A 12,752-nucleotide genomic window follows, 5' to 3' on the forward strand; every position below is an offset into this window, starting at 1 on the left:
GAGCTTTCGCGACACCGACTTTGGGCCAACGGCCCTCAGCGACGGTCTCCCGCCTGCCCCTGTCGACCCGCCGGGTCCTGGCCCGCGCGGAGCAGCAGCTCGGCGGCCTGCAGGGTCCCGGCTGCCTCCGCCGGGTTGAACCTGCTGTCGATGAGGCCGGCCACGGACGCCGCGGCGGTGGCGTAGTCGCCGGTGCCTCGCCGCAGCGTGCTCAAGGCGATGTTCAGCCTCTCGTTGAGGGCGGCGATCCGGAAGCCGCCGCCCAGCTTCCAGGGTTCGGCCAGGGCCATCGCGGCCAGGTCGGCCACGTACGACGCGTCGAACTCGGCGCGGCACTCGTCGACGGTTTCGAGGAGGCGCGGGATGCCCCAGACGACGAAGGTGAAGTCCTGGGTCCCCGTGTGCACGGTGATCTGGCGTGTGGCCGCGAACGAGGAGTCGCGGACCTCCTCGACGCACGGCAGGAAGATGCTGAACGAGCCACGCACTCGGTTGAAGCGGTGGGAGGTGAAGACCAGGCGGTAGTTGGTCAGGTAGAGCCGACCGCCGATGGCTTCCTTGTTCCGCATCCCGACGAGCCACATGAGGTCGTCGAAGGCGAAACGGGACAGGCCGGCCTGCCGGACGTCGATGACCGCGTTGGCGTTCTTGCGAAGGATGATCCCCTCGCCGGGCAGCAGGTCCTCGGGCTTGAACGGCGCTATCGCCACGACTCCCCCTTCATGTCGGTTGCGCAGCGGAGAGGGCATCGTAGGTGTACCGGCCACCGGCCCGTGCACCCGGGGGCCCCATGACGGCTGACCGCGGACGCCTGAGCCGCTCAACGCAGCACGGCCGCCAGCAGGTCGGCTCCCAGCGCCGTCAGATCGGGCAGGTTGAGGGTGTAGCGGACGTAGCGCCCCTGGCGTCGGGACGTCAGCAGACCGGCGCGCCGGAGGACGGCCAGGTGCCGGGAGACCTCGGGGGGTGTGAGTTCCCAGGCGTGGGCCAACTCGCGGGTGGTGTGCGGGCCACGGGCCAGGGTGCGCAGCAGCCGGAGCCGCACGGGATGACCGAGTGCCTCCAGTCGCAGGGTGACCGTTTCCAGCGAGACCGGCTCCGACGGACGTGGTTCGGCGACCGGATACTGCACCACGGGCTGCCAGCCGGGCGCGTGAACCACCGCAAGGTGCGGGCTGCCGAACACGCTGGGGATGAAGGTGACTCCGGTGTCGTGGGCGGAGGTCGCCTTGTCCTGGACCTTGTCCACCACGATGCACCGGCCGTCCGGCGCCAAGGTGATCGCGCCGGAGACCGACGCGAGCGTCGACTCGAGGCCCTGGCGCCTCAACAGGTCGTGTTTCAGGCGCAGATCGGTGGCGAGCCGTACGGCGACGTCCGACCAGGCCGTGTCGAAGAACGCCTCGGCGCACTGTTCGAGCGTGTCGCGCACCCGTGCCCGCACCGCGGCGGGATCCGCGAGCAGCCGTTCCGCGAAGGCCTCTTGCCGGACACCGCGGGCCTGGGCCACGTCCAGCGCCCGCTCCCGCGCGCTCGCGTCGGTCAGCGGTGAAGGCGTGCCGAAGTAGAGCCGGTTGCTGCCGCACGTGGTGACGAGCGCGGCGGTCACATAGGTCTCGTCGTCGATTCCGTCCACGTCGTCCAGTTCCTCGGCGAGGGTGGGCCGGGGCCGGGCGGGAAGCAGGAAGTCGGCCTGCGAGGAGCGCCACAGGAAGTCGGCCTCCCGCAGCCGCTCGGCCAGTTCCGGCCGCATCGCGGCCCAGACCTGGCCGGCCCAGTCGGCCAGGTGTGGATGGTGTCCGGGCTCGGCCAGTACGTGCAGCATCGCGGTCAGCTCGGCCAGCGGGGACGCGGCGAAGCGCAGGCGCTCGTACGGCAGTCCGCCGATGTCGATCCTCAACGTCACGTCCTCAGGATCCCCGACGAGGAGGCCGGCGGCCCCGCCGGTTGACGATCTCCGTCAACTCACGTGCCCAACCTTCCCGACCGGCCCTCCTCTTGACGTCATGGCAATCACCGGCAAGACCCGTTACCGGGCGTTCGTCCGCGCCTCGGGAGGCCCCCGCTATGTCGTCGCCCTGACGGTGGACGCCCTGGGCACCGGCCTGTTGCGCCCCTTTCTGCTGCTGTACGGGGTGACGGTGTCGAAGTTGTCGGCACCGGTCACCGGCACGGCCATGACGGTCGGTGTCGTCGCGGGTCTGCTGTGCATGCCCGCGGTGGGCCGGTGGCTGGACCGGGGAGCACGCAGCACGGTCGTCGCGGCGTCGATGCTCGTGCGCGTGCTCGGTGTCGTCCTGCTGCTGGCCGACTCGGCCGGGCACGCATGGCTGTTCGCGACGGCGGCCCTCTTCCTCGGCATCGGCAATCAGGCCTGGCCGGCCGCGCACGCGGCTCTCGTGGCCACGGTCGCCGACGGCCGGGAACGGGACGCGGCACTGGCCGCGGGCCGCGCCCTGCGCAACGCCGGACTGGGCGCGGGCGCGCTCGTCGCCACCGCGTGCCTGACGGGCGGCGTCGAGGCGTTGCGGGTGCTGGCGGTCGTCACCGGACTCGCCTATCTCGTGGCCGCGGCGCTGGCCTGGTCGGTTCACGTTCACGCACGTCAGGCACCTGCTCCGGCCGAGGTCGGGAGGCGCGAGTCCGTGCCCCGGATGGGCGCGCTGCTGGCCGCGAACGTCGTCTACGTCTTCTGCCTCAACGTCCCCGAGATCGCGCTCCCGCTGATCCTGGTGACGCAGTTGCACGCGTCCCCCGTATGGTCGGCAGCCGTCTTCGTGGCCAACACGGTGCTGGTCGTCACCCTGCAGATTCCGGTCACCGTGTTCCTGTCCCGTTTCCCGAGGAGATCGGTTCTGGGGCTCGGCGGGGTGGTGCTGACCGTGTCGTACCTCGGCTTCCTCACGGCCGCTTCCCTGGGGGCCGGATGGGGTGCCCCGGCGGTCGCGGCGGTGTCCGTGGTCTGCACCGTCGGCGAGATCGTCTACGCGGGCAGCGCGACCGCGCTCGTCACCGCTCTCGCCCCGGACCGGGTCCTGGGACGCGTCCTCGCCCGCTTCCAGCTCTCCACGGGGTTCGGCCTCGCCGTCTCCCCCGCGGCCATCACGGCGCTCGCGCCGCACGGTCCCGCCGCCCTCTGGGGCAGCCTCTCCGCCGCGACGCTCCTCGCCGCCGGCGCCGTGGTCACCGAGAAGGGCCCGGTGAAGCCGCCGTCGGCCGGCGTGTCCGCCGCGAAAGCGGGCTCCGTCCCGAGCGGAGGCTCCGTCGCGGCCTCGCGCGGGGGAACGCGCTCCTCGATCAAGGACTGCTCCGAGTGGAGCCCATGAGTGGTGGACGTCTGTCCACGCACCGAGGCTGACCCACGTGGTGCCCGCCCGCAGCAGGCAGTGGCGGGCGGAGCCCTGCCTTGCGCCGCGACATCGGCGTGGTCGGGGACGTCAGAGAAACGGGATCTCATGAGGGAACAGCGCATCAGAACGGGCTGTCCGCCGACCGTTCGCGGGAGCGGTGACGGCGGGAGCGCACGGAACGGCAGCGGTGGCGGACGCGGTGGCGGTGGCGGTGGCGTTGGCGTTGGCGGGGAGAACCGCAGTAGCCGGCACGGCGGCCCCGGGCACGGCGACGGCGGTGACCGTCGCAAGGGGGATGACGACGGCCGTCGAAGCGGCGATGGCGGCGGCCCTGGCGAGGGTGGAGGACACCGCGGCGGCTCCGCATTCGACCCCGGGCGGACGCCGCCGTACCCCTCCACCCGCCGACGCTCCCGCCAGGCCCGTACCAGGGTGGCCGTCGCCGCGGCGGGCCTGGCCTTCGTCGGGGTCCTCGCCCCGACACCCGGCCACGCCGCGACGGCCCCCGCGAGCGGGCCACGGCCCGGAGCGCACTCACGGTTCGTGCCCGGCCCGTGCCCCGCGACGCCCGAACCGGTCCCGGGACGGTGCGGGTTCCTGGAGGTTCCCGAGAACCGTGCCCGCCCCGGCGGCCGGACGATCCGGCTGGCCGTCGCGATCATCCCGGCCGTCACGCCGAAGCCGGGCGCGGATCCGGTCGTGTTCATGGCCGGTGGTCCCGGGGGTGACGCGTTCGGCGACATGCCGTTCGTCATCGGCGCGGGCGTGAACCAGGACCGCGATCTGATCGTCATGACCCAGCGCGGGACGCTCTACGCGGAGCCGAACCTCGCCTGCCCGGAGATCGACCGCTTCAGCGCGGAATCCGTCGGACTGCGTTACGACGCACCGTCGACCGGACGGCGCCTGGTGCGCGCGACCGGACAGTGCCGGGACCGTCTCGCGGGCGAGGGCGTCGACCTGAGCGCCTACAACACCACCGAGAACGCAGCCGACTTCGCCGACCTGCGCACCGCGCTCGGCATCCACCGGTGGAACGTGTACGGGTACTCCTACGGCACGGACCTGGGCCTCACCTACCTCCGCCGCCACCCCCAGGGCGTCCGCTCGCTGGCGATCGACTCGGTCGTACCGCCGCAGATCGTCAGTCTGCCGTGGACCTGGGACAGCGCCCAGGAGGGCATCGACACCATCTTCGCCGCCTGCGCGGCCCAGCCTGCGTGCAGGAACCGCTACCCGAACCTCTCGCGCACGCTGACCCAGCAGGTGCGACGGCTCGAAGCACACCCTCTGACGGTGATGACACCGCCTCCGGCGGGAGGTGCGCCGGTCAGGGTCGTGCTCGACGGGGGCGCGCTCGTCAATCTGCTCGTCGGCAACGCCGTCCCGGCCGTCGACGTGCCCGCGGCGCTCGACGAACTCGCCCACGGCAACCCCGAGCGCTTCGCGCGGGCCCGCGCCGCCGGCGCCACACCCGTCATCGGCGAGTTCGCGCACGGTCTCACCCAGTCCGTGGCCTGCAGCGAGTGGGTGCCGGGCTATTCGCAGGCCGACCTGCTGGCGGCCGGCCGCCGGGCCTTCCCCGGGTGGCCCGACTCGGTGCTCGCCCAGGCACCCCAGCTCCCCTTCCAGCACGAGGCGTGCCGCGTCTGGAACGTCCCGGACCGCACTCGGGCGCAGCGGGTGACGACGGTGAGCAACGTGCCGGCGCTCGTGCTCTCGGGAACCTTCGACGCCAAGACGGGGGCCCGCTGGGGGGCGTACGCGGCCCGCACGCTGTTCCGCTCGACGACGGTGCTCATCCCCGGAATCGGCCACTGGGTGGTCCCGCAGTCACCGTGCGCGGCAAGCGTCCTGACCTCGTTCCTCACGCGTCCCACGGCGCCGGACACCCGCTGCGGCGCGGGCCTGGCACCGAAACCGTTCACCATCGTCCCCGCCCTGGAGAAGTCATGATGTCCATCCGTCCGCCGCGCCACCGCGCCGCCACGCGACGGCTCCCCGCCGCACTGGCGGGGGCCACGGCCGGCCTCCTGGTCGCCGGTCTCGCCGCGGCCCCCGCCGAGGCCGAGCCCGGCGCCTCGACGACTCCGGGCACGATCGCCCGGACCGCCGGCCACTCCCGCTTCGTACCGGGCCCCTGTCCACGGACCGCGGACCCCGTCCCCGCTCTGGACGGGGCGAACTGCGGCACGCTCACCGTGCCCGAGAACCGCTCCCGGCCCCGGGGACGGAAGATCACCCTCTCCGTCGCCATCGTGCCGGCCGCCACCCGCAGGCACCCGTCCGACCCGATCGTGTGGTTCGCCGGCGGGCCCGGCGACGACGCCGTCTCCGAGGCCCAACTGGCGGTCGACGGCGGCCTGAACCGCGACCGGGACGTCATCTTCATGTCCCAGCGGGGGACCTACTCCGCCGATCCTGTGCTCACCTGCCCGAACATCGACGAGTTCAACGCCCGCGTCGTCGGCCTGGTCTACGACGCCCCCTCCACCGGACGTCTGCACGTCCAGGCGACGCGGGCCTGCCGCGACCAACTGGTGCGGCGCACCTCCGACCTCGGCGCGTACAACACCACCGAGAGCGCCGCCGACTACGCCGACTTGCGCGTCGCGCTGGGCATCAAGCGCTGGAACGTGTTCGGCATCTCGTACGGTACGGACCTGGCCCTGACCTATATGCGTACGCACCCGCAGGGCGTGCGGTCCGTCGGCATCGACGGAGTGCTGCCGCCGTCCCTGGCCGGGGGCGCCGTCACCTGGAAGGCCGCTCGGGAGGGCTTCGACGGCCTGTTCGCGGCCTGCGCCCAGGAGCCCACGTGCAACCAGCGCTATCCGCATCTGTCGCGGACCTTCCAGGGTCTGGTGAGCAAGCTCGAGGCCCATCCGGTCACCACTCATGTCACCGTCCCCGGTCAGCCCGGACCGGTGAAGGTCGTCATCGACGGCGGCACGCTGGTGACCTGGCTGACCTCCGCCACCCACCTGGCGTCCGGAGTGCCACGCTCCATCGACGAGTTGGCGCACGGCAACCCGCAGCGGATCGCCGAGCAGTGGGCCGGGGGAAAGCTGAGCCCGCAGGCCATCGGCCGGGTCGCGCACGGGCTCGCCTTCGGCGTCTTCTGCGGCGAGTGGACTCCGTACGAGAGCCAGGCCGAGGTGCTCCGGGCGGGACGGCGCGTGTTCCCCACGTTCCCCCGCTCCGTCCTCGCCAACGCCCCGCAGCTCCCGTTCCTCCACGACGACTGCCGTGCCTGGAACGTGCCCGCGCAACCGCGTGCCGTCCGCAGCGTGGTGCGCAGTGACATCCCCACCCTGGTCATGTCGGCCGGGTTCGACGCGCAGACCGCGCCGAGCAACGGACCCTACGTGGCCCGCACCCTGCCTCGTGCCACGACTGTGACCGTCCCGTACGTCGCCCACGTGGCCTTCGCCGAATCGCCCTGCGCGCAGTCGATCACCCAGTCGTTCTTCGACACGCCGACGGCGGCGGACACGTCCTGCCTCGCCGGCCTCCAGCCCCCGCGGTTCGAGATCGCGCCGTAAGGACAGGCCCAGCACGCCGCCCGTCGCACCCGGGGCGGGCGAGCAGCCGACGGACCCGGCGCTCGCCCGCCCCTCGCGCGAGCGGCCGAGGGTTCGCACGCAGCGGTCGTGATGAGGCCGCCCAGCCCACCGAAAGGAGGAACCCGATGGCTCTGTCCCGTCAGGCCCTCGAGTTCGCCGCCGAGATCTTCAACCACGACTGGTCGGACGCCCCCTTCAAGGCGGACCAGGCGGGACACCGGCGGAGCACCGACCGCGCCGGCGAGGTCCTCACCCGGGAGGAGACGAGCCACGTACGGGCGAACGTGATGCTCGTCGTCGCCCAGGTCCTCGGGCACCAGGACCCCAACTTCGACCCGCTCGAGTTCGCCGAGGCCTGCGGCGTGGAGGACTTCACCGAGGACTCGATCCGGACTGGCCTGCGGATCAGCCTCGCGGGCCAGTACGCCACCCCGGGCACCTGGGACCACATGTAGGTGCGGCGGGGGTGCTCCCGTACCGGACATCGTCCGGATCCGGGCGGCGTTGTCCGTCACGGAGCGGGCGCCGGCGGTCCTGCCGAAGCACCCTCGCCGAGACCTCGGGCCCGGCCCGCCGAGGTCAGACGGGGCGCGTCGCCGGGGCGGTGCGGGTGGCTCGGGTCTGGGTGAAATGGGCGGCCGCCACGACCTCGGGCCGGCGCACGTACCCGCCGACACTCTCGACGCGCACGACGAGAGCCAGCGGTGACGTCGTGTCGTACGCCTTGGCCAGGGCGCGGATCTCGCCGCGGGCGAAGAGCTGGGTCGCCCCCGAGGTGGCCAGGAGGGCGCAGCCCGCGATCATGATCAGGCGGCTCCCCGCCGCGAAGGGATTGTGCGCCAGTACGACGATGGCGTGGTCGACGAGGGTCGCCGTGTCCACGTCCGACTCGCCGTACTCCTCGCCGCTGTCCACGGCGACGATGCGGTACTCCTCGGGGAACTGCCGGAACACATAAGGCGGTTGGAGCCGGTCCGTCAGCAGGGTCCACATGCCGTTGTGCACCGGCCCGCCGATCACGACCAGGTTCTCCTCGGCGTCCGACGCCATCGCGAAGGCCCTGGCCCGGACGGTCGCCGCCTCGTGCAGGCCCAGGTCCTGAGAGAGGAACTGCCGCAGGTTCATGGCCGCGAGGGCGTCGGTCTCCGGGATCTTCGGGTACGCGGAGGTCGGCCCGCCCGACTCCCCCACGACCATGACCACTCGCCGGTCGCGATCGAGCCGCCACACACGCGCCGCCGGCATCCTCGTCCGATAGGAGTGGAGAAGCGTACGGCCGAGCCAGCCCACGCCGAACGCCAGCAGCGAGGCCACGAGGTTGAGCACCAGATCCTGCCGCACGACCGGCTCCCCCCGCCCTCGCGTCCACGTCAACGAGCAGTCTGCACGACGGAGTTGACCCACGAGAAGAAGACGGCGGGACGCGGCGGGACGCGCGGAGGGCGGGGTGCCGGGACTCACCGCCGACGAGCAGAGCGTGAACCTCGGCGAGCCCGGACCACGACCACGGCGAGCCCGGACCTCGGCTCGAGGTCCGGGCTCGCCGTGCGAGTCGGCCGTCAGCCGCAGCGGTTGGTGTGGCTGAAGTCCACGACCACACGCTCGGGGCTGTGCAGCTTGAGCACCTTGTACGAGGGCTTGGTCTGGAACGCGGTGCCGAAGGAGACGACTCCTTCGAAGTCACCGGTCAGGGCCAGTCCCTTCAGCTTGTACAACGGGATCTTCACCAGTCGGGGCCCCCGGTACACGGAGTTGCCCGCGCTGTTGTGCGCGACCGCGGGCGAGAGCCTGATGTTCAGGAAGTACTTCCCCGCGAGCGGGACCTTCCTGCCGGAAGGGTCGTAACGGAGGGTGCTGACCCGGCTCACGGCGACGGACGGGGTGCCGCCCTGGATGTCGATGACGAGCCGGTCGTAGGTGCAGTGCCCGGCCCAGCGGGCGTTGACGACACGGGCGGGCGAGGTAGGCGTGGCGGCGGCCGTCGGCTGGGCGGCCGCGGAGGCGGGGATCGTGGCGCCGACGGCGGCGAGAATCGTGCCGGCGACTATGGCTGCGCGGGATGGGTGATGGTGCATGACGCCCCCAGTTGCTCCTGGTGAAGGGGACACACTATTTCACTAGCGTAGACATCCTGAGGGGCCGAACGGTTGCACTGCCGGAGACTTGTCGTGGCCGCCCGCCCGCCGCCCGGCGGCCCGGATCACGCCCCGGCGGCGGCCGAGCGCACGGCCGCGTGCACGGCCCTCGCGAGGCGGGCACCCCACAGCGAGCGGGGCCCGGCGAATGCGTGCACTTCTTCGCCGGGACGCGGGGTACGGGCCGCGACGCACACGGCGTCGGTGGGCGTGCCGGAGCAGTCGTACCCGGCGTCGAGCAGCGCCTGCACCTTGGCCTCCGTGACCGTGCTCACCGCGTTGACCAGTGCGGCGTCACCGAGTGCCACGGGAAGCGCGGCCACGATGTTGATCGTGCCGGGCGCGGCGGGACGGCGTACGGACTCGGCGGGGGCCGCGGCCCAGCCCCGTACCCCCAGACCTGCCGTCACGACGGCCTCCGCACCCCCGTCGTGGGCGTCGGCGTACCGGCTGACGTCGGCGGCCGTCATCAGTCCCACCCCCGGCCCGTGCGCGCCGACGGCTCGGGCCAGTTCGGCGAGGTGCCGGGCCGGATCGGTGCGCCGGTAGCCGTGGGAGACCTGGGCGTTCAGGACCCACCCGTGTTCCGCGATGCCGCCGCCGAGGACCGCGCTGCTGACCATCCGCCATCCGGCGCCCGCCCGCCAGAACAGCGCGTTCAACTCCTCACCGTCCTCGACGCGGGTGAGCCGCTCCACGCGGATCAGACCGGCGACGGGTCGCGGCGGCGGGACGAGGGCGGTCACCGGGCAGAACTCCTTGCGAGGGGGAACGGGCCGATCGTACGCGCGACCCCACTCCGACGCCGCCGCCACCCTGCCCGACCGGGAGTCCCCCCCTTCGCGAGTCCCCCGATCACAGCGCCCAGCACGCCAACACCTCGCCCCACGCGGCCACCGGCCGATGACCGTGGCTTCGACCGCGGTACGCGGCCACGGACCCAGCGGCTGCGGGGGCGTTGGGGGTGTCTCAGGAGATGACGACGATGACGTTGAACCACGGGGTGCCGAGGGATCCCAGAGGCGAGGTCAGCTTCTGCATTTCGAGCCGGTAGGTGCCGGCGGGCAGCATTCCTCCGCCCGGCAGGGGTCCCAGCGGCAGGAAGCGGCCGTTGGCGACACCGGCGCGGTTGTACGTCCACAGTCCGGCGCCGGTGTGCATGACCGTGTACGGGCCGCTGAGCAGCGAGGGGTTCACCGCGGACCGGTGATTGCGGTCGAGGCCGAAGGCCGCGCCGGCGTACGAGGGGCGGCGCGCCGGACGCGTGAGCGTGAAGCTGAAGAAGCGCCTGGTGTAGAACGCACCGGAGGTCAGCGGCGGGCAGTTGACGGCGATCACCGTCCGGCCGGTGACGTTGCCGAGGGCGAGAGGACGACTGTAGGAACCGTCCCCGAGGAGTCGGCGGCAGTCGTACTGGTACGTCGCCGCGGAGGCCGGAGGAGCCAGCGCCACCGCCGAGACGATCGCCGTGGCGAGGGCGGTGGCCAGCAGCCCCGTGCGCCGCGCCAACCGGGCGATGGATCTATGGATGAGTCTCACAGGCATTCTCCCCCTTCGCGGGCCCGGACACCCGGGCCTCGGTGAACGCGGGCATGCGGCGGCACACCCGTCCGCCGGCCGCGGTCGGGTCAGGTGAGCCACGGCCGGCGGATCACTGTCGACCGTAGGAGGGCAACGGACCGCTCGTCAGGCGGTGATCGATCCACTCCGGGAAAGGATCAGTGATGACCACGACGGGAGAGAACCCGCACAGCACCTGACCAGGAAGTTCGCCACTCGTCCCGGAGGAACCGCGGCCCGCGGAGTCCGCCTAACGTGCCCGAACCAGCGCGCGCCGTCGGGCTCGGATGCCTCGCTGCCGAGCGCGTCACGGCTAGGGTGCATCTCTGACGTACCGTCACGAAAGGATCTTCCGTGGGCTCTCGTCTCAATCCCTACATCAGCTTCTCCGGTGACGCCCGGCAGGCCCTGACCTTCTATCAGGAGGTCTTCGGCGGCGAACTGGCGCTCAACGAGTTCGGCGCCTTCGGTTCCGAGGCGCCTCCCGGATTCGCCGACAAGATCATGCACGGCATGCTGGAGGCCCCCAACGGCTTCACCATCATGGCCGCCGACGTCCCGCCGGGGATGGAACGCAAGGCGGGCAACAACTTCGCCGTGAGTCTCAGCGGCGACGACGACGCCGACCTGCGGGGTTACTGGGCCAAGCTGTCCGCCGACGGCAAGGTGTCGGTCCCGCTGGAGAAGCAGATGTGGGGCGACACGTTCGGGATGTGTACCGACCGGTTCGGCATCGAGTGGATGGTCAACATCACCGGGGCTCCCTCGGCCTGACCCGTCCCGGCACCACCTGATCGGCCCGGCACCACCTGACCCGTCCCGGCCGTGCCGACCATCCCGCCCGGCCCGTCCCGGTCGCCGCCCTGCCCGACCCGTCCGGTCCCACAGCGGGTGCCGGGTGCGGCACTCGACCGCCGCACCCAGCACCCAGCACCCAGCACCCAGCACGCAAGTGCTCTCACCCGGAGTGCAGCACTCGGAATCGATCGGGGTCGGCCGGATCTCGTTCCACGACCTGAACCGGCGCCCACGACCACTGCCAGACGCCGATGCCCGGCACACGCGAGAACCGGATCCGCCCGCGGGTCCCCTCGACGTCGACGCCCGGCCACGCCGCGGCGATACGTGCCCGGTCCGCGCCCTGCGTGCGCAGGACGTCGGCGAGGACGGTCACCGTGTCGTAGCCCTCCAAGGCGACGAAGGAGGGCTCCCGGCCCAGCCCGTCCCGCAAAGCCCTCTCGACCCGCGCGCCCAGGGGACTCGGACGCTCCGGCAGGTAGCGCAGGAACGGGACGCCGGCTCCGTCGGCGCCCGACCGCGTGACCCATTCGGTGAACTCCGGCTGCCCGGCCGGGGCGCCGATCAAGATCTCGGACAACCGCCGGTCGCGGCGGACCGCTTCGACGATCGACACGGCGGGCTCCGGAAACCCGACGAGGAGGAGCAGCGCCGTCGCGCCATGACCGACGAGTTCGTCGCACACGGCCGCGGGAGTGAGCGCACGCATGTCGAGTTCGAGGACCGAACCGCCGTGTGGGGCGAGGCGGTCGCGCAGGATGCCGGCCCCGGACGCCCAGTAGACGCTCGGTTCGGCCGCCACGGCGATACGGCTGTGGCCCGCGCCGAGGAGGAAGTCGGCGTAGATCCTCCAGCCGTGGGACTGCGCCGGGGCGAGCCGTGCGACCCATGACGTCGGCTGCTCGGTCAGCGTGTCGAGAACCGCCGACGAACAGAGGAACGGCACACCGAGGACATCGGCTCTCGCGGCGACGGCCCGCGCGACGACGCTGTGGTACTCCCCCGCCAGGGCGGCCACACCCAGCCCGGCGAGTTCGTCCACGGCCGCGGCGGCTTTGCCTGGGTCGGCCGCGGTGTCCCGGACGACCAGTTCGAGAGGTCTCCCGGCGATCCCGCCGGCGCCGTTGACCTCACCGACGGCCAGTTCGAGTCCGGCGAGCAGATGACGGCCCGCCTCGGCCCAGCCGGGTCTGGTCAGCGGGACGAGCGCGCCGATGCGTACGGACGATCCTTCGGTCGGTGTCCCGGCGGACGTCGACTCCGACGGGGAGACGGGCTGTGGCGGTGGCGGCTGCATGGGTCGGTGTCTCCCTGGGACCTTGTACTGCGCTCCATGGGCGCCA

General features: G+C 72.3%; 12 protein-coding genes. 5 read left to right on the top strand and 7 right to left on the bottom strand.

All coding sequences use genetic code 11. From position 1 onward, the window contains the following. Positions 1-35: 35 nt before the first annotated feature. Together ACZ4TO_RS30960 and ACZ4TO_RS30965 are read right to left on the bottom strand one after the other, a co-directional pair. Entirely contained in the window at positions 36-710 is a 675-nt protein-coding gene (locus tag ACZ4TO_RS30960; protein ID WP_468025932.1) for a hypothetical protein, read from the bottom strand. A gap of 110 nt (positions 711-820) precedes the next feature. After that, positions 821-1,906: a DUF5937 family protein gene (locus tag ACZ4TO_RS30965; protein ID WP_468025933.1), complete on the bottom strand. Its 1,086-nt coding sequence runs from the start codon at positions 1,904-1,906 to the stop codon at positions 821-823. 100 nt (positions 1,907-2,006) lie between these two features. On the opposite strand from ACZ4TO_RS30965, the gene ACZ4TO_RS30970 reads away from it, so the two are divergent. From ACZ4TO_RS30970 to ACZ4TO_RS30985, 4 genes are all read left to right on the top strand, one after another. Continuing rightward, a complete protein-coding gene (locus ACZ4TO_RS30970; RefSeq protein ID WP_468025934.1) occupies positions 2,007-3,326 on the top strand; it encodes an MFS transporter in 1,320 nt (439 codons plus the stop codon). Between the two features lie 729 nt (positions 3,327-4,055). Next, positions 4,056-5,306 (top strand): alpha/beta fold hydrolase, encoded by a 1,251-nt coding sequence (locus ACZ4TO_RS30975; RefSeq protein WP_468026142.1) that lies wholly within the window; start codon positions 4,056-4,058, stop codon positions 5,304-5,306. Beyond that, a complete protein-coding gene (locus ACZ4TO_RS30980) occupies positions 5,303-6,895 on the top strand; it encodes an alpha/beta fold hydrolase (RefSeq protein ID WP_468025935.1) in 1,593 nt (530 codons plus the stop codon). The genes ACZ4TO_RS30975 and ACZ4TO_RS30980 overlap by 4 nt, the downstream gene beginning before the upstream one ends. A 146-nt stretch (positions 6,896-7,041) precedes the next feature. Further along, entirely contained in the window at positions 7,042-7,371 is a 330-nt protein-coding gene (locus ACZ4TO_RS30985) for a hypothetical protein (RefSeq protein WP_385041550.1), read from the top strand. A gap of 124 nt (positions 7,372-7,495) precedes the next feature. On the opposite strand, the gene ACZ4TO_RS30990 is transcribed toward ACZ4TO_RS30985, so the two are convergent. The 4 genes from ACZ4TO_RS30990 to ACZ4TO_RS31005 form a co-directional block, all read right to left on the bottom strand. After that, positions 7,496-8,257, bottom strand: coding sequence for a hypothetical protein (locus ACZ4TO_RS30990; RefSeq protein ID WP_385041547.1), 762 nt, complete (start codon positions 8,255-8,257; stop codon positions 7,496-7,498). 218 nt (positions 8,258-8,475) lie between these two features. Next, positions 8,476-8,991: an AMIN-like domain-containing (lipo)protein gene (locus tag ACZ4TO_RS30995; protein ID WP_382778538.1), complete on the bottom strand. Its 516-nt coding sequence runs from the start codon at positions 8,989-8,991 to the stop codon at positions 8,476-8,478. A 125-nt stretch (positions 8,992-9,116) separates the two neighbouring features. Further along, a complete protein-coding gene (locus ACZ4TO_RS31000) occupies positions 9,117-9,797 on the bottom strand; it encodes an adenosylcobinamide amidohydrolase (RefSeq protein WP_468025936.1) in 681 nt (226 codons plus the stop codon). Between the two features lie 223 nt (positions 9,798-10,020). Continuing rightward, a complete protein-coding gene (locus ACZ4TO_RS31005) occupies positions 10,021-10,596 on the bottom strand; it encodes a hypothetical protein (protein ID WP_468025937.1) in 576 nt (191 codons plus the stop codon). Positions 10,597-10,965: 369 nt separating this feature from the next. Here ACZ4TO_RS31005 and ACZ4TO_RS31010 point away from each other — a divergent pair, with 369 nt between their 5' ends. Beyond that, positions 10,966-11,385, top strand: a complete 420-nt coding sequence (locus ACZ4TO_RS31010) for a VOC family protein (protein WP_468025938.1) — start codon at positions 10,966-10,968, stop codon at positions 11,383-11,385. A gap of 184 nt (positions 11,386-11,569) precedes the next feature. Here the strand turns inward: ACZ4TO_RS31010 and ACZ4TO_RS31015 are convergent, their stop codons facing one another. Beyond that, positions 11,570-12,706 carry an ABC transporter substrate-binding protein gene (locus tag ACZ4TO_RS31015; RefSeq protein ID WP_468025939.1) on the bottom strand — a complete coding sequence of 379 codons (1,137 nt, stop codon included), beginning with the start codon at positions 12,704-12,706 and terminating at the stop codon, positions 11,570-11,572. Between the last annotated feature and the right edge of the window lie 46 nt (positions 12,707-12,752).

Source organism: Streptomyces sp. NPDC028298 (assembly GCF_055565895.1).